This is a genomic window from Streptomyces sp. NPDC006512, assembly GCF_040611935.1.
GTDB lineage: Bacteria > Actinomycetota > Actinomycetes > Streptomycetales > Streptomycetaceae > Streptomyces.
In genome coordinates this window covers 1-19566 of sequence record NZ_JBEXPG010000099.1, presented here as the reverse complement: position 1 = coordinate 19566, position 19566 = coordinate 1, and the positions used below count along the sequence as shown (strand labels likewise).

Sequence of the window (19566 nt, the reverse complement as noted above, 5' to 3'; positions counted from 1 at the left end):
GGTGATCTCGTCCATGGCCGAGATCATGACAGGCCCCCGAAAGACCCCCGACACTGCCTTCGGTCAGCCAATCCCAACCATCACGCCGACCGTCAAGCGGTGCACGTTTGTCTGTACTTGGCGGAGCACTCAGAGGAGTACGCCGACACCGCCTGACGCGTGGGACGGGCGACGGGCCCCGGGTGGGCAGCGGCCTGGCCTGGAAGCGGATGGTTTGCGCGGGCACAACAGCCGATCGTTGACTGTTCAACGTGTGTGGGTGTGGGAAGGGACGGTGTCCCCGGGCCCAACCAATAGTCTGTGGGGGAGATCGTTCGGCCCTCTAAGGGCAGCCGGACCTGCGTTCGATGCGTGAAGGCGAGTGCGCGATCATCTGGACCGTGACTTCTATGACTCCGTCCGGGCCCCTCGCCGCTGAGAACAACCGGATCAAGGTGTGGTTCCGGTTTGTGCCGCGTGAAGGCTGGCTGCCCCATGACACCGAGGGGCTGTGGGCAACGCGGCTGAGCGCCGATACCGCCCGGGTGGAGAACGTCCCCTTCCTGCAGAACGGGGTCGCCGAGGGCGAGATCGTGCGCTTTGTGACGGATGCAGACGGTCTCCACTGGTCGAAGGAACGGGTGGAGGCGTCGGGCAACTGCACCATCCGCGTCCTGCCCGTTCCGTCCGGTCCACTGGGACGAAGCGCTCACGCTGTGCACGAGCGGCTGTCGCCCTTCGGCCTGGGCGGTGAGGTTTTCAGCGAAGAGTTCCCGTTGGTCGCCCTCACCGTGCCAGCCGAGGCAGACCTTGGTGGGATCAAGGCGTTGCTCATCCGCGGCCAGGAGGATGGGTGGTGGCACTTCGAAGTCGGTTGTGTCACCGATGCATGGCGCAACGCGTAGTCCGGTCGGCGAGAACGGCCCCGCTGGGGGCGGGGCCGGTGGGTGCTTTCGGGGGCGTGTCGGCCCGTAGTCCGGTCAACGCCTCTGTGCCTGCCTCCTGTTCTCTCGCCTATTTCGAACTGTTGCTTCCGACTGCAATCGATCATGGTGCGGTCTGCCACGGCCCGTACCGCTGAGGCAGGTCGCGCCAAGGAGCCCCAGTCCGCAGCCGCCACAACACACCATTGACCACCTACTGTCGGCGATCACGCCATGGACGGCCCCGCCCGTCCGCCTGCGGCAACAAGGGCTCTATCCGCTCCCACGCCGCGTCCGTCACCTCGCCTTGACCTGCCATAAGAACGATTATTGGACCGGCTATAGGGTCCTCCCTGTGGCGAATCATCAGGACGAGACCAGAGCGGCCTACGACGGAGTCGTTGAGCTGTACGCATCGCTGTTCGCAGACCGGCTGGAGACGCAGCCGTTCGCCCGGGCCATGATCGGCACTTTCGCCGAACTGGTGCGCGCGACGGGCAACCTGCGGGCAGCGGACGTTGGATGCGGGCCCGGACATCTGACGGCCATGCTTCACGAATTGGGCCTGGACGCTTTCGGACTCGACCTTTCCCACGGCATGGTCGACCACGCCCGGCGGGCCCATCCTGCGCTGCGCTTCCAGGAGGCGCGGATGGAGTCCTTGCCGATCGAGGACGGTGTGCTCGGCGGCGTACTGGCCCACTACTCAATGATCCACACCCCACCGGGGGAACTGCCTGAGCTGCTCGCCGAGCAGGTCCGCGTCCTGGCGCCGGGTGGCGTGCTCCTGGTCTCCTTCTTCGGGACCGACGGACCAGAGCCGGTCAAGTTCGACCACAAGGTGGCACCTGCCTACAGCTGGCCGGCGGACCACCTCGCCGAACTGCTGGCCGATGCCGGACTCGTTCCTTTCGCTCGACTGCTCCACGACCCGGCCTCCGAACGGGGCTTTCTCGACGCCCACCTGCTGGCCCGCCGCCCATAGGTCCATCCGTCCGGCTGGCGGGCTGGCTCCATCCGCTCGTCGCGCGCGTCAGGTGGTGCTGGTGGGCAGGCTGCGGCGGGTGGTGTTGTCGGTGCGCCGGTCCAGCTCTGTGCGGAGTTCGTGGATGACCTGGGCATAGACGGCGACGTGCTCGCGGAGCTGGTCGTTGTCCTCCCGCAATGCGTGGGCGGTGGCTTCGGCGTCGACGGCGCGTGCGTGGAGGTGCTGGAAGGCTGGCGGGATGCCGTTCGCCTCGGTCTTTCGGCGGGCGAATTCTTCTTTCAGGTCAACATGCTTGTGCGTCAGGACCCAGCGCTTGACGCCTGCCTCGGCGGCGAGTTGCAGCGTGGTGAGCGCCCCGGTGGACCGGGTCGGCCGGCCGTCGAGCAGCCGCTGGATCGCCGCCGTGATGGCGTCGCGTTCGGTATCGCGGTCAGTCATCGTGGGGTTCTCCGCTGTTGGCGTGGGCGGTGACGATGCGCTCCAGGCGGTCGAGCTCGTGCTGTTCGCGGACGTGTCGGAAGGCGGGAGCCAGCGGATCGTCGACGAGCGGCCGTAGCTGCTCGATCTGGACGTGAACCTGTTCGATGTCGCGGTCGGTCCGCGCGATGTTGACGCAGTTCGGGCGGCAGTCGTCGAGGTCGGGGGTGCGGCGGGTGCTGTCCTCCTCGCTGCGGAGGCGGCAGGCTGCCCGCTTCGGGTCGAGGACGCAGGTCATGCCCTTGCCGGGGAAGATCTGCAAGTCGGGGTTGGCGAGCATGGCGTTGGCATGGCGCTTGGTTCGCAGGACTCGGCCGGCGAAGCGGGTGGCGGCCTGGACGCGGTGTCGATAGGTCTCGGCTGCTGGGCCACTGACCAGCTCGCCTTCACGCAGCCTTTGGTGGGCGTCGGCGAGGGTGTCCAGCCGGGCCAGCCAGTCCTCGCCGGGCCCGGCGAAGGTAGTCACGGACCGACAGATCGAGCTGCTTCTGAAGAAGAGGGCGTCGGTCCTGCACCTGTCCTCGGCGAACTACTGCTGGTTCGAGGACCCGGCGAAGGCACTGTGTCTCAAGCTCGCCGGCACCAGGTCCGCCGTAGCTCCGCTGACCGGGCTGTGTGACAGCTCCCGCTGCCCGCAGGCCACCCACCACCTCGTTCACCGCTCCGTCTGGCAGACCTCGGCCGACAACGGCGCCGTCCTGCTGGCCAGCCCTCGCATCCCGCCCGCGGAGAAGGACCGGCTGCGGGCCGAGCATGAGCGGTCGATGCACGTTCTCGAAGAGATCGACAAGGCAGCCGGGAAGGCCGGATGACATGGCACTGAGCCCTCAGCAGCGTGACCAGATCGAACGGCGCATCCGCGCAGCCATCGACCGCGCGAGGCCCGCATCGCACGGCTGCGTGACCTCAACCAGAGGCTCACCGGCAAACTCGCCCGCACCCACACGGAACTCACCCAGCTCAAGGAGCGCCACCAGCTACTCCTGTCGGTCCTGGCCGCCAAGGACGACGAAGTCCAGAGGCTTCGTCGTCAGCTCAGCACGTTCGCTGGGGTCCCGGATCAGAGGCAGGGGGACGACGCCAAGGGCGTCGTCCCCCTGCCCCGCCACTGATGTCACACCAGCGTGATCAGCAGGCGGAGAACAGCAGCGCAGTCTGATGAAGAGCTCAGTGCCTGGTTTCCAATGCGGCAAAGAATTCAGTGCACTCGCTGGCGAAGGAACAGAGCTGGTCCACGACCTGCCGGTACTCCTGAGGATCCTGCACCACGTTCGACGTGGCAGCGGTCCACTGCTGCCACAGGCCACCGGCGGCAAGGTATCGGGATGCTCTCTCGGTCCCAAGTACGGCATCAAGGTGAAGCAGTGTGCTGAGAGCAAAGGTCCGGTCATAGACGAGGTCGGGTTGAGGCAAGTAGCGATCAAGGTATCTGCAGACCAGATCGGCGTCCGCGCTGGTGCGGAAGGTGGCAAGAGTGATGCAGTAGGCCCCGCCGTAGGGGCCTGCGCTGGCCAGCAGGAGTTCGCCGATGCGGCTGCGGAACTCGGTCCTGCCGGCTACAGCGACCAGCCAGGAGGCAGTCCTACGCTCTCGCCAACCACCTTCGAAGAGGATGCTGAGCTCAGCGGGAGTGATCTCCCTGGCAGCCTGGACCAGCTCCCTCACGAACAGGTCGCGCTCAGGCCCACTCAACCGCAGCAAGCTTCCACCCAGCCGCAGGTACCGCCGGCCGGGCGTGACGAATCGCCGGACCAGCTCCATGAGCTCGGGGTCGGTGTTGGCATAGCGCATGGCTGCATCTTTGCCCGGCGAAGACCCAGCTGCCAGCGGTTTACCCAGAACCGAGTAACGTCGATGGAGGTCATCAGCGGCCACCCACAAGAGCGAATCGTGAGGCCAGACCGTGACGCCGCATAATCGCGACACCAGTGGTCTGCAGCGGGAAAGCGCCGCCCCCGGTCGCGAGCTGCGGGACCGAGACACTCGACATGGTGGACACGACCTTTGCCGCGTTAACCCAGAAGTCGCCGATGGCACTTCCGGCGCGAGTCAGTCCAGAGCAGCGCGGCGAAGACGGCGGGACGGTGCGTCATGCTGTATCTCTCCTGAACTCGAAAGGGTGAGGAGCGGGCGGCCGGCCTTTGCCCGGTGCTGCGGCCGCCCGGTTGTGCGGGCCCTGTCCCGGCCGCTGCGGTCGGGACAGGGCTGGCTCATGCGGCCAGCCGGTGCGTGACCGCCGCCGGGGTCGTCACGCAGCTACTCGGGTCCACGGGGGTGCCGTCGAAGCACTCCAGGCAGCACCCGAGCTTATTGGAGAGGCAGATGTAGAACCGGCGGCCGCACTTGCCGCAGGTCTGCCGGGCCGCCATCGCCTGGTCCAGGGCCCGCTCCTGCGCGATCGTCGGGACGCACTTGGGCATTGCCACGTCGACGCGGAGCAGGAACCCGCGGGAGGGGTGGTTGCAGGACCACTGCGGCCGGTAGGAGCACCACTTGCAGCGCAGGATCGCGAGCAGGCCGCAGTTGCCGCCGGGGCTGAGGCCCATGTCCCGTAACTGGCGCCGGGTGACCAAGCCCTCGGGGGACAGCCCCGCGGTCGTACTCGGAAACCGACGAGTTCGCTGAACCTCGGAGGGCTCTGCCTGGGAACTTGTGGCGATACCGCCTCTACGGCGTGGAGCCTGACGTGGGTTCGTTCGCTACGCCTGGGCCTGTTCACGAGTTGGTCTGAACTGGGTGAATCGCCAGCTCTGAAGATCACTTCCCGCTCGATTGAAGATCGTTTCTCAGTGGTGTGACACCTCCGCTCTGTATTGCATTGGAGTTCGTACAGGTGAGCACGGCAGAGTGGCGTGGTGAGCGAACTGTGGGCACGCACCCTGACCTGGACAGAAGTCGATCCGTCGCGACACCCGTTCGAGCTGGACGAGGATGCGGCGGAGACGTTGGCCGATCTTGTCGCACCCTTGCTGCCCAGCCCTACGGCCGTCGAAGAGCACCGGTGGCGCTCGCTGGACCCCGTCACCGAGTTCCTGGTGAACCGGTACGGCCGGTGGGCCTGCGGTTGGAACTGGTCGGTGGGTGAGGGCGACACCGACGGCGGGGTCGTCGACGTGTGGTGCTGCGCCCACCACTCCGTGACGACGGCGGACACCACCGCGCCGATGGCCGTCGCAGCCCTGGTTGAGTGGCGTGACTGGATCGAGGATTTGGCGGAGCGCTTCTCCGCACTGGCGCCGCCATCGCACTCAGCGGTGTCCCCGTCCTCTGTGGATCCCTGGTATTGGGAGCGCGCGTGCACCCGGCTGGTGACCGTGGTGGCCGACAGGACACGGGCCGAGAGCGCCTGGTACGCGCACTGCAAGCAGGTCCTCGGATGGTTCCTCACCTACAACGGCATCGACGACGAACGCGCCCGGAAGATAGTGGAAAGCGCAGTCGGCGGCCGATTCGGCAGCTGGATCGCACCAGACGTCGTAATGGTAGACACGGTGAGTTCGCGGTTCGCCCAAACCGTGGACGGAAACCGATGACGTCAGGCCTGGGCCACGATAGGGATACGCTCGCCGACTGGCTGCGCATTCGCCCACAGATCTCCTGGCCGTGCTGGAATAGCGCTCGCCCCGGCGCGGTAGCCCCGGCATACGACGGCTTCCGGGACTTCTTCACCACTACACGCGGCAGCCGCGACGCCGAAGGGACCAGGCAGGTCCTGACCATCCTCGACCTGGCCCGCGCCGACGCGGCACAGGACAGACGGCTGAGCTTCGACCTCCTGGAGAACTGGCAGCGGACAGTCCTGCACCAACCTTCCGCCCCGTTCCGCACAGTGCCGGCCTTCGCGAAGGACGGGCGGGAACGCTACGGCCTGCCACCCAACACTCCGGCGTGTTTCGAGCGCTGTTTGTCCGAGAGCACTCAAACGGACCTACCCCTCCCCTCGCGTGCCGCCCGGCCCTACCACGACGTCCTGTTCTTCCATCCGTTCGAGGACGGCAACGCCCGCGCGGCCATGCTGGCACTGACCTTCGTCCTTGCCCGCGAAGGCGCCCCACTCGACCAGGTACACCCACGGCAAGCCACCCGCTGGGCCGACGACGCCGACTGCGCAGCCGATCTTGCGGTGCTGCTCGGGATCCTGGTCACCGCGGCGGAGCGCCGCCTGTCCAGCGGAAGGCAGTCATGACCGAACGAGACGTCATTCTCAACGAACTCGCCCAGGGGCTGCGTCCGATGTCACAGGGCATCGAATGGTTCGACGGTCTCAGCCCGGAGGAGCAGGCCGAGACGTTGCTGTTTCTCCGCCATCACTGCGTCCAAGCTCGCGCCGTCATCGAGGATGGACCAGAGAGCATCCGCCGTGCCGGACTGCGCCTGACACATACGCCTGCCGTTCTGATCACACGCGGCAGGATCGACCAGCAGCTGGGGAAGATCGCCAGCCTTGCCCCTCTCGACGAGCGCCGCAAGGCGTTCCGGCTGCTGATCGCGGTACTCGCGATCTCCGATGCACGGCGCCGCGAGCGCTACTGCTCCGACGGATGCGGTCACTGGTGGCACAGGCTGTCCGCCGTGAATCCCGCATGACCGATCAGACCGGGCGGGCCTCACGGCGCGATGGGGTCATTCTTCTTGTCCGGATCGCGGCAGCGCCTCCCGCCACGCAGCGAAGACTCCTTCGTCGCCCGGGCCGACGCCGGGAACCGGAGCCCGAAGTCCCCGCGGTGGACGAGCGGGTTGAACGAGTCGACGGAGGACTCGACCACCGCGCCGAACCGACGGTGGATCTCGCCGGCGTACCGCTGTTCCAGGAAGGAGTAGTAGAGGTCGATCCGGTTGATCTTCGCTCGGACCGTCGTGTGCCGCGGCCGCCTGCCTGGACCCGCGAAGTACCTGTCCAGTTGCCGCGAGGTCAGGTGCTACGGCATGACGTCGTAGTACGAGCAGATCTCCAGCACCGGCTGGACCAATGCCTCCAGAGCGTGCGTGGTGACAGACCTGCGACGTCCCGGGCCCACACGTACTCGGCGAGGGATTCTTGGAAGAGCGTCTGCTCGGCTTCCACGGATGCGGACGCGCGGCCTGTCGCTGGAGCGTCAGGACGTCAGCCAGGCCCGGCTCCGGCTGCACGTGCTCGTCAAGCCGGTCCTTCACAGCAACGTCGCCGCCCGTGATGAGGGAGAAGCGACGAGTCCCGGAATCTGTCACAAGGAAGCAAATTACGGAGAGAACTCCTGGAATCTGAGAGTAATCGGCAGATCTCCACACGATCGAGAAGCGTCTGCCCTCGTTTCCTACCTGCACGAACAGCCACAACTCGCACACGGGGCGGCGAAACGAACCCGTCGGCGCTCCAGTTGGCATCAGCGCGTCGCTGCGCGGCACCCGGTTCACCTCGCGGCGGCGCTTCTTCCGCGGGCGCGGCATCACCTGCTCCAGGCACTGGGCAGCCGGTCGGGACGGATTGGGTAGCGGGGGCCGGGGCGCTGCGGGCGGGGGATAAACACGAGCGGTTCCTCCAGTCGTCGGTGCGGCAGCACTGCACCAGCCGACGGCGTGCTGGCGTCGATGGGGCGGTTACGCGGCGAGGATGTGAGCCGTGGACGTTTGGTGCGTTCCGGTCGTTACCGGTTATGCCGGCCCCGGCCTCTGCGGCTTTCGGGGGCGAGCTCAGTGGGCGGTGGTTCGGGCGGTGTCGGCGAGCAGCACGGCCAGCTCGTGGCCGTGGTCGACGGCGTCCTCCAGGGCCTCGATGAGCGCGGGGGCGAGGCCGCGGTTGCGGGCGCCGGTGAGCAGGCCCTCGAGCTAGAGGACGTCTGCGAGAACGCGGCCGCGGATGTCCAGGACGCAGGGCTGGACGTGCAGGGAGTCGGTGTTCTTCTCGGTGGCGAGGGTCGCGTGGTCGGCGGCCTCGGCGTACACGGTCTGGGTCTGCTCGGCGAGCAGGCCGTCGACGGCGGCGGTGTCGCCGTAGGCGCGGCGCCATCCGAAGCGAGCGGCGGCTTTCATCAGGGTGCGGCGGGTGGGGGACACGGTGACCTCCGGGGGAGGGCCGGTCGTCCGGTCTCGGCTGACCGGGCGGACACCGCCCGGTCCCGTCCGCCGACGTGCGGCGGGCGGGACCGGACAGAGCGCGGCCGATCAGCTCTTGGTGAGCTTGTGCAGGCGGAAGTCTGTGCCCCACTCGTTGACCGAGACCTTCAGGACCTCGGGTTCGGCGTCGGCCAGGCGCTCCAGCTCAGCCGTGATCCAGTCGTTGCTCCGCTGGAGCACCAGGCGGTGAGAGCCGAGGTGGAACAGGTACAGGCTCACGTTCTCGTCCCGGTTTCGCAGGCCGTGCACGAGGGTGCGCAGTTGCTCGCGGCCCGGTGCCGGTGGTGATGTGGCATCACCGCCCGGGGCCGCTTCGTGGGGTGGCAGGCTGCGGGGCATGGATGCTGCGTGGGTGGGGTGGGCTGTGTACGGGTCGGAGCCGGGTGATCCGGTAGGACCGCAGGACGGGCGGGCGTACGTTGAACTGCTCGGCGGTCCGCTGGACGGGCTGCTCCTGGACGTGACCGGTGGACGCCGCAGGAAGTTGTGGACGGTGCCCTGTTGATGTCGGATCACGGGGCGTTCGGCCCCGGCGGACGCTCCGACTACGAGCCGGCCGGACCGGACACGGGCGGTGGCGGGGGTGTCCGTCGGTACGTGTGGCGGGGTGACTTCCCCTGACCCGTGGCGGGCGGTGGGGAGTGTGGGTGGGGCTAGGGTGTGGGGTAGCCCGTGCCGATATGGCTTGCGCGGGTGCGGCCCGGTGCCCGGAGCGACACCGGGCCGCCTATTAGGTGAATGACGACATTTTCCCGTCATCATGCGGTGGTGGTTTCGTCATTGATCCGCCGTTATGTGGGGCTATTGTCCGGGGTTATGTGGCGGGCCTGGTGTACAGTTTCGCATTCGGGTCTATATGCTTTAATGCGTCAGGGGGCCTTGCGCGGTTACGTGTTGCGTATTGGCATTTCGATATGTACTGAGATCGTCCCTGTACACGTGTGAGGCCTGCCCCGCGTTGCATGCGGGACAGGCCTCGTCTGAGCCGCTGTCTCCGGCCTTCGCGAGAGGTTCGGGGCGGTGTCAGCCGAGCTTCACTAGTGCGGCCGCGAGGGTCGCGGCTGCGGCGAGCAGCTTGACGCCGGGTGTGACGATGCGTGCGATGCGCAGTGCGCGGCGCAGGCGTCGACGGTCCCCGGTGGGTTGCTTGCTCATGGTGTTCCTTTCGTTGTGAGGTGCACTGGTTGTGCGTCCTCCCGTGAGGTGTCCTGGACGTCGCAGGTCACCTCACGGAAAGGCGCGTGCGCCTCGTGAAAAGAAACTCCATCCCCGAACTTAGCCTCGTGGGTTTCGCGTTGTACGCCTTTCCATGATTTCCGCCTCGGAAGAATGCATTCCGATTCGGGTTTCCGGTCGGCGCTTCGACCCGACCGGCCGGTGTGCGTCAGCCGGTGTCGCTGTGTCATTGGCTGGGTGTCGGTGTTGTCGAGCCGTCGTGCGGCGGTGAGGCGGCGGCGGCGGCGTGCGGTGCGGGTGCTGATCCCGTCGCGTGCGGCGAGCTCGGCGACGCTGGGTGGGGCGGTGTCGTGTTCGGCGAGCTGTTTGGCGAGGTCGCGGACGGCGGTTTCGCGGGGGGTGCTGCGTTGGTCGCCGGCCGTCCGGCGGGCGTCGATCTCCTGGCGGGGCCACCAGCGGCGTCCGTGGAGTTCGATGCCGGGGGTGAGGTGGCCGGTGGTGGCGTAGGCGCGGACGGTGGTGTCGCTGATCCCGAGGACGGCGCCGGCTTCTCAGTCGGTGAGGAGGTCCTCGGGCTGTTCGCCGAGGTCGGGCAGGGGTGGCAAGGGGTGGCCGTTGAGGTGGGCGAGGGCTTGTTCGCGGTCGTAGAGGCGGGGTCGGTCGCCGGGGCGGATCAGGGGTACGTGGGCGCGGAAGGTGGCGGCTTCGTTGCGGCGCCAGGTTTTCAGGGAGGTGCCGGCGAGGGCGGCGAGGTCGTCCTCGGTGAGGGTGGGGCGGCCGTGGGGGATCACGGGGGCGGCGCTCCTGTCTGGGGTGTGCGGGGCCTTTAGAATGCCGGTGTCGCGCCTTTGGTACTGACGGGTTGGGGTCGGTGGGTACTGACCACACTTCGGTGTGGGCCGCCGGCCCCGTCGTCGTGTCGGGGCGCTCTCGACGCCGGTTCGGGGGTGGGCCCGGCGGTGGTCGGTGGCGGGGAGTTCCGTCGGACGGGCCGCCGTGTCGGTGGCGTTGTCGGGTGCTGGAGCCGCGGTGTGCGTATCGGGACCCCGGCCGCGGTGGTCCCTTCGCCGGGCACGGCCGACAGCTCGTCGTGCTCCTGGTCGTGGTCCTGGTGCTGCTCGACGTCCGGACTGGCGGGGGCCAGTGCGGTGGGGCCTCGGTTGGGGTCGTTGACGAGGGGGATGTGGGTGGGCGCGTTGTCGTTGCGGATCGGGGCGCGTTTGGTGTCGGGGTCAAGGATGGTCCACGGGCCGGTGGTGCGGTAGCCCTGCTGGTGAGCCCACCCGGTGGTCATGGTGACGCTCGCTTCGCGGATCCCGGTGGGGCGGGTGGCGGTGCCTCGGTCCATGGACGGGCAGGTGCCGGGGTACATGGTCTTGGTGGTGCCGCAGGCGCATTCCATGCGGTGGGAGAGCGTTCCGGTGGACGCGGCGAGGACCAGCCACACGGGCGTGTGGGGGCATTGGTCGGGGGTGGGTGCCGGCGCCGGCTCGATGGTCGGCGGCTGGTGGGCGGCGCGTTAGGCCTGTTCGGCGTCGCGGCGGGCGGCGCGCTCGGCGAGGTGCCCGCGGCGGGTGGTGTCCTCGTGTCCGTCGAAGAGGGGGCGCAGGTGGTGGGTTTCCTGCTCGGTGGGTTCGGGGTGGGCGTGGTTCCAGGCGCGGCGGGCGTCGTGTCCGTCCTGGGTGGGGGTGATGGGGCCGCGCTCCTCGTGGTTGAGGAATCCGGCGTCGATGAGGGAGCGGACGCGGGCGCGGGAGACGGCGCGTCCTCGACGGTCGTTGGGGTCGTGGGGATCCATGCGGTAGAAGGCGGCCCGGTCGTTGTGGATTCCACTAGAACCCGGGGGCCGAATCGCGCCGTGGGCCACACGCCGGGCGGCAGTCTCCTCGGGGTGGCTACTACATGTAGCCCTGGCCGAGTTGCAGCATGGGAATGAGGACGGCCGCAGCGTCGCACCGGTGGCACGCCTTAGCGCCGGGCCGGAGCATCGCGTCGAGGGCTTCCTCGATGCCGAGTTCGGTTTTGCCACCTGCCACCTGCCACCTGCCACCTGTTCGCAGTCGTGGTCGTGGAGGGTCAATCCGCGACCGCCGGGCTTCTGCCGGAGGATCCACCCCCACCTGGAGAAGGGGGCCCCGTCGTGCGCCCTCGTAGAAGCCGACCGGGCCCACCCGGGCACCGCCGAGCACTTGGCCGCCCTGCCCGGCATCACCGTCCTCGACCTGGACCTGCCCGCCGAGCTCGCGCCACAGGAGACGTGGGCGGCTGCCCACAGTCAACACGCGGCACAACCCACCGCGGACCGACCCGACGGCGCGATCGTGGCCACCACCCTGCCCAAGTGTTGGGAGGGCAGGCCTGTCCGGATCCTGGACCTCACCCCATAACCAGGCACCTGACCAGCGTTTCGGTCCTGCAACGTTGCCATACCCCGGGCCCTTGGGCCCGCCTTGCTGCCCGTGGACCAATGGGGACACTGTGCACCGTCCCGGCTCGCCCCGACTCCTGCGGTCGCGATGACCCGCGCTGGCGGTCAGGCCGGACTGGATGCCCACATCACCGGCCGCTCCAGGCGCCGGCGGCGTGGTCACCACCGGCCGCAAGAAGGACAACCGCGCCGAGAGTTCGGAAAACGCCCGCACCGAAAGCATCGGCCGTAGCCCCTCGTTCCCCCGCCAACGTCGTTAACGGACAGCGCATGATGGCCCGGCCCCGGTCGGTCACCCGGCTCGAAGAACCGCCGCCCCACGAACCGCTACGAGGTGGGCCTGCTCCTGGCCACCGGTGAGCCCTACCGCCGACCGGCGCACCACAAGGTCGGCACCAAACCACGCCGCACCGGATAAATCACAAGCTAACGAGGATGCAGCACCGCCAACGCCCGCTCACACCAAGGAGCCCTGCCAGAATTTCTCTGGCAGGGCTCCTTGATTATCCAGCGCCCTTAGAGAGAACCTCGAGGAGAGGGTGGATTCCTAGCCCATGACTCAGCATCGCAATGAGTGCAATGGACCCATGCCTCGTTCGCTGATTCCGTCGGTCCGAGATAGTCCACGGTGAGGACACCTTGGTGGCAGTTGGGGCACTCTACGCACGATGTCGGGTCCTCCAAAATGGTCGACACCGCCGAGATCCACTCACGCATTTCTATATCACCCACATCCCCACGTCGAGTATGCCCTGTTCGCAAAGTCGAACGCCGATTGGCTCTCGCGGCTGGTCAGTTCAGCACTCGCGCCAGACGCCACCTGCGAAGTAGAGAGCCTGTGTATCTCATGCAGTACGGTCTTCCCCGTCTCGGTTTCGCTGGAAAACGCCACCGGCCCCATAGCGAATCCATGCTCGCCGAATAATGTGAAGCCGGAGCTGGGAAGTCCGGGCTCATAGACCACAATGACTCCATTCACGGAAATCTGAGCAAACTTGCCGGCGGCATGAGCACTCCTAAGCGTCGCAAACCCAGGGGACCTGTAAATACTCTGGGCTTGCTGCGAAATCTGCTGCTCAGCCGGAGTGAGACCGTCCCCTCCAGAGTTGTGAACTAGGACTGGCGCGGCCCCCGCGAGCACATAGTACGTGTGGAGGTCGTTGACGGTGAGGTTGTATGCGGGCTGCAGGCCCGTCCAGTGGTGGACGCTGGCTATCGTCGCTGCATCACGGTTGGGCGTGCGGAGGGTGTCCTGTGGCCTGAGGTCTGCAGCGTTCTTCCATTTCTTGTCGTTTTCGGACCAGAAGGGGTGATGAGCGGTCGCGGTCAGCGAATCACCGGCACCACCAGCACTGAGTGTGATGTCAGTGAAGTCTTGATCATCGGGTGTGTAGATCGTAGCGTCGACGCGGCGCGGTCCGGTGAGTCCGGTTTCGGGGTCGGTGGCGAGGACCTGGTCGCCGATCTTGATCTGTTCGATGGGGCGTGTGCTGCCGTCGCCCATCAGAACGGGTGTTTCGGCTGGGAAGCTGTGCTTCTTCGGCGTCACGGAGCAGGTCGGTACGTGCTTTCCGACTCGTGAGCCCTTCACGGCGTCCTCGACGCCGTCGGCCACCTTTGCGACGAGCTTGAACTTACCGACGGGCAGGACGCCGGCGACTGCCATCGCGCAGTCGCCCCAGGCGGGTTCCCTGATGCACTTTTCGATGTCGGCTCCGCCGGAAACTGTCCAAGTGATTTCCCAGGCGAGCTTGGCGAGCTGCTTCGTCTCTTCCCAGGTGGGTATGCGGGGGAAGGCGATCTCGTCGGCGTCGGCCCCCATCATGCAGGGGGGCAGGCTGTCCCGGTTGGAAGGGACGATGCACTTCGGATTCTTCTTCTTCGCGGCCTCGGCCTGCTTCTTCCATTCTTCCTGAGCCTTACGCACTTCTTCGGCGATCTCCGCCTCGCGCTTTCGCCTGACGTCTTCCCAGGCCTGGGCGGCGTACGTCGCGGCCTCGTCCTTGCTCTTGCCAGCGGCGAGGGCGGACGCGCGGGCCCATCCGGCGGCTGTGTTGGCCTTGCGGGCTGACTCGCGGGCGTAGCCTGCGGAGAAGTCTGCCTCAGCTGCGGAGGCTTCGGCGGCATCCGCGTCGCGGTTCGCTGCTGCTGCGGCGTTGCGTGCGGTGGTGGCTGAATGCTTGGCTCTGACGGAGCTGGCTTCGGCGGCCTCGGCGGACTTCCTGGCGCTGACCGCGTGGCCTGCGGCGGCGTCGGCGGACTTCTTGGCCTCGCCGGCGAACCCAGCGGCCTCGCCTGCGGCCTGCCTGGCCTTGGCGGCGGCTTCGGCGGCGCGCCAGCGGTTGGCCTGGGCCTTGGCCGCGATGATCTCGCCCTCGGACAGGAGGCGGTCGATCTGTGAACGGTGATGATCCGTTAGGTCGTCCTTGCGCGCGGCCGTGTGCTGGCCGACGGTGATGAACTCGTGCAGCTTCTCCGGTGTTCCGGCCAGGGCTACCTTGGCCGCCGCCTTGACCTCGGCTCCGTCGCTGCTGACGAGCTTGGTGGCGATGACCTCCTCATCGGTCAGACGGGCCGCGTACTGCCCGATCTCCAGGAAGGCGGCCAGATCCTTGCCGCCTTCCTTGGCCAGAGCGGCCTTGGAAGCCTCTTTGACGCTGGGCCCGCCCGTGTTGTTGACCTTCGAGACGGCGACGGCGAGATCCGCTTCGCCCGCCTGGTACTGACCCTTCGCGTAGAAGTCGGAGATCTGCTGCGGGGTGCCCTTCAACGCCTCGACCGCACCTTGGCGGATGGAGGGGTAGGGGCTGGTGACACTCAGTTGCAGGACCTTGTCCCGGGCCTCTTCCTGGCCCGCCTTCTGCCAGCCGGTCCGCAGGTACTCCAGGACATCGGCATCCGAGCCGGCCAGAGCCCTGCTGGAGGCCTGCTGATGCCAGGGCCCGCGCAGCTTGAGAGCGTCCAGTGCGAGCTTGCGACCCTTGGCCGCGGCCGCCGCGATGTCAAGGTCGGGCTCGCCCGCCTCAGCGGCCAGCGCAGCGGCAGTGGCATCCAGGGCACGGGCCTGGACGGCGATCTCCGCCGTCTTGGAGACCAGCCGTTCGCTTTGGGCCTTCTCTGACCGGGCACGTTCGAGTGCGGCTTCGGCACGGCCCGTCAGCTCCGCTGTCTCGACCTCCAGCGCGATCTCGTGGACCTTCTTCGCCGTGTTGACAGCTGTGGTCGCCGCTTCCGCAGCCTCCTTGGCCGCTTCTGCGTGCTTACGGGCGTCGTCCGCCGCGCTGGCGGATTGACCTGCGTACTTCGCAGCCTGCTCAGCTACCTGCGCCGCCTTCTCGGCGTGGTTTGCAGCGGATCGCGCTGCGTCACGTGCCTCGAAGGCGGCTTCGGCCGAGCGACGGGCGAGCGCGCCCGCGTTGTTGGCAGCGCGGCTGGCGGCGTTTGCGTGCCGGCGCGCCTCGGCCGCGGCATTGCGGGCCTCGGCCGAGTGCACACCGGCTGCGTCCGCGTACCGGTTCGCGGCCTCGGCGGCGTCGGCTGCCGCGTTGGCGTTGGCGCTTGCGCTGCGGGATGCGTCCGCGGCACGTCCGGCCGCTTCCGATGCCTTGCCTGCTTGGTCAGCCGCATCGGCTGCCTTCCGCGTGAACAGGGCCAGGTTGCGGGCGGTTGCCGCGGCCTGTTTGGCGGCTTCGGCCTTGCCCGCGTCGGCGCCGGCGGCGATGGCCGCGTTGTAGGCATCGTTCGCCGCGTTCGCCGCCTGCGCAGCCGCATTCGCGGTCTGGGCCGCGGCCAGGGATGCGATACGGGCTGCGCGGCTGGCGGCATTGGCCGAGCTGATGGCTTGCTGAGCTGCCGCTGCCGCGGCTCGTGCCGCGTCCGCGGCCTGCTGGGCCTTCACCCCGGCACGCTTGGCGTCCTTGCGGGCCGCTTCCGTTTCGCGGGCGGCCTTCTGCGCGGCCTCCTTGGCGAGGTCGGACGAGGCGACCGCACGCGCGGAGGCCTCTTCTGACTTTTTCGTCGCCGACTCGGCCTGCACACCGGCCTGTTTGGCCTGCTCGGTCAGCTGCTCGATCGTGGCGTGTTCCTGGTCCCGGTTGCGGGCTACGAACTGCCCCACCTCCAGGAACTCGGAGATGTCGTCGGGCGTGCCCTGCAGGGCCGCCTTGCCGGCGGCCTTCATGTTCGGGCCACCAGTGTCGATCAGCTTGGAGACCTCGACCTCGTTGTCGGTCTCCCGCTCCCTGTACTGCTCCTCCTCGAGGAACTTCGTGACGGCCGCCGGACCGGCCTGGAGCGCGGCCTTGCCGGCCTCCTTGACTCCGTTCCCGCCGACGTCGATGACCCGCGAAGCCTCGACCTCACGGTCCTCCTCAAGCGGCTTCTGCCAACCACTGCGCAGGAACTCACGCAGCTGCTCCGGCGTCCCCTGAAGGGCCGCCTTCGTCGCATCCCGGACAGCAGGCCCACCGACGTTGAAGACCCGGCTCGCGTCGACGTAGTCATCGTCGTACTCGATCGCGTCAACACCCTCAACGAACTTCCGGATGTCGTCGTCAGTGCCGAGGAGCGCCCGCTCGGCCGCCTCCCGCACACCGGCGCCACCGTTCTGCCATGCGTACACGACCCAGGGACGACTCGAAGTGACCTCGGCCACTGCGGGAGATGTCCCCAGCAGGCCTGCAGTCAGGGCCGCGGGAAGGACGACAGCACAGATGCCGCGGAGTCTTCTGCCTCTCGTTCGGTATGGCGTTCCGGAGCCAGACGCTCCGGAACGGAATGTTCGCCTTTTCATACGACGCTTCCCCCAAGCATGATTTCACGCCAATGCTTACGCAATCGGCCATTCGGAATTATGGAATCCATTTCGCTTGCACGGCAAGATATGCAGGCTCGCGGTCGACGTTCGGCCACTTCCTAAGGCAGATATGGCCAAATGTCATCGATACCTCGCCATTTGCGGCAGCGAGTGGATCATACATGTGCTTTACTTCTGGGAATTCCAGGCGGTGTCCCGAGTGGAGCCCGCCATTCCCGTTATCCCTGCTCTTGAAGGAGAACCGTGGCGATATCCCGTGCCCGCAAGGCACTTTTCACCGGACTCGTCGGAGCGAGCGCCACCCTCGTCGGGTTCGCGACCTTCGACGTGGCGTACGCCGGCCCGCAGGCCCCCTTCGGTGCGGCGGCCAACGGCGAGATGCCTGCCCTCGTCGAGGACTTCGGCTACCCGAACGCCGCGAAGATCCAGGCCGAGCGCGAGATCGTCCTCAAGCGTGGCGACGGTCACATCACCCTCGTCAACTGCAGCGCGGGAACGCCGGACATCCTGGTCAAATCCCGCACGGGCAACCGCGAGTTCTGCTTCGACGTCAACGCCCCCAAGGGCTACGTCACGCTTGAGCTTCCCGCATCCTTCGGCATCTGGACTCAGGCCTACCCGGTCAAGGCCACCATCACCGCCGGCGGCACCCAGACTGTTATCGAAGCACCCGCCAACGAGTACAAACCGATCGGCGAGGGGACTGTCAACGGCGCCACCTCAGTCCTCGTCGAGCTTCGCGTCAGCGGCTGACATCCAGTCCACATCCGAAACCCATCGCGCGCACCTCTGCAATCGCACCCGGAATTCAGTACTCCGCAGTTTGTTCGAGGTGAGGATGCACCAGGCTGACCAGGTCGAGTAGCGCTGTGAACCGACTAGCGCGCTCCCATGCACGCCGCGCAGACATCGCGTTCTTAATGTGTCTGAAAATCACACACCACAGTTCGATCGCCCTGCATCGAACTCGGCGTTCCGGGCCTGCGACGCACCGCTTCCGGTCCTATCGGCCCGTCCGAAAAACCGCAACCGCGCACACCGCGCGTACTCTCTTGAAAGATGTTCCTTGATGCTTTCCCATAGATCCCGTTACTCGCGGGTCGCTGCTGCCGCCGCCGCGGCCACCGCGGTCCTGTTCACCGCGACGCCCGCCTCGTCCTTGTCCGGGGCGCCGGTCACCGATGGAAGCCGTGCCTTCACCGCGAATGTCCTCTTCGGTGATCAGGCCAAGGGCTGCTCGGGGGTCCTGGTCGACAAGAGCCACGTCCTCACGGCGGCCGGCTGTGTTTCGGCCACTGCTGATCGGCCTGTCAGCGGCAAGCTCCAGGCCAAGACCACCGTCACCGTCGGCCGCGCGGACTTGAACACGAGTACCACCGGCGCGGTCGTCGAGGCCACCGACGTGGTCGTCCACCCGGAACGCAACGTCGCCCTGCTCAAGCTGAGCACGTCGATCGTGGGCGTCGCCCCGGCAGTACTGGCCGGCCAGGCGCCCGCTGCCGGACAGGCCCTCCATAGCGCCGGTTTCGGCCGCACCGCGACCAGTTGGGTCCCGGGTGTGCTCAACAGTGGTCAGTTCAACGTCACCGCCACCACCGCCGACGCGATCGTCGACCTCGACCCCGTCGGTGATGCGGCGCTGTGCCAGGGCGACGCGGGCGGTCCGCTCACGCGGGAGAACGCCGGCCAGCACGAGTTGGTGGCCCTGGCCACCGGATCCTGGCTCGGTTCCTGTCTGGGCGGTCCCGAGGGGGAGACCCGCCGGGCGGCCCGCGCCGTCCGCGTCGACGATCTCGGACAGTGGATCAAGGGGAATGTCACCGTGCCGGGCCCCGACACTGGGAACCTGACCGACCACCGCGCCTTGGCTGACTTCACCGGAGACGGCAAGGCCGACCTGGCCGCCGTCGATAAGAACGGCACCCTCCAGGTCTACCGCGGCCGCGCCGAGGGCACCTTCGAGCCGACCCCGACGGCTGTCGGAACCCCGGGGGTGTGGAAGACGGTCCAGCGGATCTTCGCAGGGGACTTCAACGGCGACGGAAAGCGAGACATCGCGGCCGTCTGGGAGAGCGACCGCATCCTGCTGCACGCCGGCAAGGGCGACGGCACCTTCGCCACCACCATCACCCTCAGCCCCCAGAACGCTACCTGGGCGCAGCTCAAGCACCTCACCCGTTACAAGCTCGACCCCTCCAGTCCGAAGGACGGTGTCCTCGCAACCCGCCCCAACGGCGACCTGTACGCCTACAAGGTCGGCTCGAACAACCAGCTCGACTTCAACGGCGGCAAGAAGATCTGGCCCGACACCTCCTTCAACAGCGTCATCATCCTGGGCACCGGGGACTTCAACGGCGACGGCCGTGATGATGTCGTTGGCGTCTGGGGTAACGGCGCCCTGGTCCGCTGGACCGGCAATGCCAACGGAACCCTGGACTCCGGTGGTCTCGCCGCAGCCGGAACCTGGACCGACCTGAAGCTCGTCACCGGTGACGTCGACGGCGACGGCAAGCTCGACATCGTCAGCTGGAAGGGCAACAAGATGACCTTCCACCGCGGCAGGGGCAACGGCACCTTCGAGGGCGTCCAGCCCTAGGGTCTGTCGTCAAAGTGATCTTGCGTTGTGGATCATGGTTGGGTGATACGTCGCCATGAACTGTCGGACGCTGAGTGGGAACTCGTGCAG

19 protein-coding genes and 3 pseudogenes are annotated in these 19566 nt (G+C 67.4%); 10 read left to right on the top strand and 12 right to left on the bottom strand.

The window, feature by feature from the left end:
* Window positions 1-389: 389 nt before the first annotated feature.
* Window positions 390-884, top strand: coding sequence for a DUF4265 domain-containing protein (locus tag ABZZ17_RS38330; protein ID WP_356883728.1), 495 nt, complete (start codon window positions 390-392; stop codon window positions 882-884).
* Between the two features lie 148 nt (window positions 885-1032).
* Here the strand turns inward: ABZZ17_RS38330 and ABZZ17_RS38325 are convergent.
* A pseudogene (locus ABZZ17_RS38325) lies at window positions 1033-1221 on the bottom strand (transposase); the annotation flags it as partial.
* A 36-nt stretch (window positions 1222-1257) separates the two neighbouring features.
* Between ABZZ17_RS38325 and ABZZ17_RS38320 the strand changes: the two are divergent.
* Entirely contained in the window at window positions 1258-1887 is a 630-nt protein-coding gene (locus tag ABZZ17_RS38320; protein ID WP_290356880.1) for a class I SAM-dependent methyltransferase, read from the top strand.
* Between the two features lie 48 nt (window positions 1888-1935).
* Here ABZZ17_RS38320 and ABZZ17_RS38315 read toward each other — a convergent pair whose 3' ends face one another.
* Both ABZZ17_RS38315 and ABZZ17_RS38310 read right to left on the bottom strand, forming a co-directional pair.
* Window positions 1936-2328: a hypothetical protein gene (locus tag ABZZ17_RS38315; RefSeq protein ID WP_356883724.1), complete on the bottom strand. Its 393-nt coding sequence runs from the start codon at window positions 2326-2328 to the stop codon at window positions 1936-1938.
* Window positions 2321-2833 (bottom strand): hypothetical protein, encoded by a 513-nt coding sequence (locus ABZZ17_RS38310; protein ID WP_356883722.1) that lies wholly within the window; start codon window positions 2831-2833, stop codon window positions 2321-2323. Before ABZZ17_RS38310 ends, ABZZ17_RS38315 begins: the two co-directional genes overlap by 8 nt.
* On the opposite strand from ABZZ17_RS38310, the gene ABZZ17_RS38305 reads away from it, so the two are divergent.
* A complete protein-coding gene (locus ABZZ17_RS38305) occupies window positions 2784-3179 on the top strand; it encodes a hypothetical protein (protein WP_356883720.1) in 396 nt (131 codons plus the stop codon). The two genes, ABZZ17_RS38310 and ABZZ17_RS38305, sit on opposite strands and share 50 nt — an antisense overlap.
* Before the next feature lie 355 nt (window positions 3180-3534).
* Here ABZZ17_RS38305 and ABZZ17_RS38300 read toward each other — a convergent pair whose 3' ends face one another.
* Window positions 3535-4158, bottom strand: coding sequence for a DUF6000 family protein (locus tag ABZZ17_RS38300; RefSeq protein WP_356883718.1), 624 nt, complete (start codon window positions 4156-4158; stop codon window positions 3535-3537).
* A 419-nt stretch (window positions 4159-4577) separates the two neighbouring features.
* Window positions 4578-4955, bottom strand: a complete 378-nt coding sequence (locus ABZZ17_RS38295; protein ID WP_356883726.1) for an RRQRL motif-containing zinc-binding protein — start codon at window positions 4953-4955, stop codon at window positions 4578-4580.
* A 267-nt stretch (window positions 4956-5222) separates the two neighbouring features.
* On the opposite strand from ABZZ17_RS38295, the gene ABZZ17_RS38290 reads away from it, so the two are divergent.
* The 3 genes from ABZZ17_RS38290 to ABZZ17_RS38280 are packed head-to-tail and all read left to right on the top strand — an operon-like array spanning window position 5223 to window position 6954.
* On the top strand, window positions 5223-5900 hold the full coding sequence (locus tag ABZZ17_RS38290) for a hypothetical protein (RefSeq protein WP_356883716.1): 678 nt from the start codon (window positions 5223-5225) through the stop codon (window positions 5898-5900).
* Window positions 5897-6553 carry a Fic family protein gene (locus tag ABZZ17_RS38285; protein ID WP_356883714.1) on the top strand — a complete coding sequence of 219 codons (657 nt, stop codon included), beginning with the start codon at window positions 5897-5899 and terminating at the stop codon, window positions 6551-6553. The genes ABZZ17_RS38290 and ABZZ17_RS38285 overlap by 4 nt, the downstream gene beginning before the upstream one ends.
* Window positions 6550-6954, top strand: a complete 405-nt coding sequence (locus ABZZ17_RS38280) for a DUF5958 family protein (RefSeq protein ID WP_356883712.1) — start codon at window positions 6550-6552, stop codon at window positions 6952-6954. Before ABZZ17_RS38285 ends, ABZZ17_RS38280 begins: the two co-directional genes overlap by 4 nt.
* Before the next feature lie 1218 nt (window positions 6955-8172).
* Here the strand turns inward: ABZZ17_RS38280 and ABZZ17_RS38275 are convergent.
* Window positions 8173-8400, bottom strand: coding sequence for a hypothetical protein (locus ABZZ17_RS38275; protein WP_356883710.1), 228 nt, complete (start codon window positions 8398-8400; stop codon window positions 8173-8175).
* A 108-nt stretch (window positions 8401-8508) separates the two neighbouring features.
* Window positions 8509-8799, bottom strand: a complete 291-nt coding sequence (locus tag ABZZ17_RS38270; RefSeq protein WP_356883708.1) for a hypothetical protein — start codon at window positions 8797-8799, stop codon at window positions 8509-8511.
* Between ABZZ17_RS38270 and ABZZ17_RS38265 the strand changes: the two are divergent.
* Window positions 8798-9081, top strand: a pseudogene (locus ABZZ17_RS38265) (hypothetical protein). The gene ABZZ17_RS38270 and the pseudogene ABZZ17_RS38265 sit on opposite strands and share 2 nt — an antisense overlap.
* A 402-nt stretch (window positions 9082-9483) precedes the next feature.
* Here ABZZ17_RS38265 and ABZZ17_RS38260 read toward each other — a convergent pair.
* The 4 genes from ABZZ17_RS38260 to ABZZ17_RS38245 form a co-directional block, all read right to left on the bottom strand.
* Window positions 9484-9615: a hypothetical protein gene (locus tag ABZZ17_RS38260; protein ID WP_356883706.1), complete on the bottom strand. Its 132-nt coding sequence runs from the start codon at window positions 9613-9615 to the stop codon at window positions 9484-9486.
* Between the two features lie 572 nt (window positions 9616-10187).
* Window positions 10188-10427: a hypothetical protein gene (locus ABZZ17_RS38255; protein ID WP_356883704.1), complete on the bottom strand. Its 240-nt coding sequence runs from the start codon at window positions 10425-10427 to the stop codon at window positions 10188-10190.
* Between the two features lie 728 nt (window positions 10428-11155).
* Window positions 11156-11434, bottom strand: coding sequence for a hypothetical protein (locus ABZZ17_RS38250; RefSeq protein WP_356883702.1), 279 nt, complete (start codon window positions 11432-11434; stop codon window positions 11156-11158).
* A 100-nt stretch (window positions 11435-11534) separates the two neighbouring features.
* Window positions 11535-11672: a hypothetical protein gene (locus ABZZ17_RS38245; protein WP_356883730.1), complete on the bottom strand. Its 138-nt coding sequence runs from the start codon at window positions 11670-11672 to the stop codon at window positions 11535-11537.
* 96 nt (window positions 11673-11768) lie between these two features.
* Here ABZZ17_RS38245 and ABZZ17_RS38240 point away from each other — a divergent pair.
* Window positions 11769-12023, top strand: a pseudogene (locus ABZZ17_RS38240) (hypothetical protein); the annotation flags it as partial.
* A 765-nt stretch (window positions 12024-12788) separates the two neighbouring features.
* Here the strand turns inward: ABZZ17_RS38240 and ABZZ17_RS38235 are convergent.
* Complete coding sequence (locus ABZZ17_RS38235) at window positions 12789-16685, bottom strand: polymorphic toxin-type HINT domain-containing protein (protein ID WP_356883700.1); 3897 nt, start codon at window positions 16683-16685, stop codon at window positions 12789-12791.
* 438 nt (window positions 16686-17123) lie between these two features.
* Here ABZZ17_RS38235 and ABZZ17_RS38230 point away from each other — a divergent pair, with 438 nt between their 5' ends.
* Entirely contained in the window at window positions 17124-17633 is a 510-nt protein-coding gene (locus ABZZ17_RS38230) for a hypothetical protein (RefSeq protein ID WP_356883698.1), read from the top strand.
* 316 nt (window positions 17634-17949) lie between these two features.
* Window positions 17950-19476 carry an FG-GAP-like repeat-containing protein gene (locus ABZZ17_RS38225; protein WP_356883696.1) on the top strand — a complete coding sequence of 509 codons (1527 nt, stop codon included), beginning with the start codon at window positions 17950-17952 and terminating at the stop codon, window positions 19474-19476.
* Window positions 19477-19566: the final 90 nt, after the last annotated feature.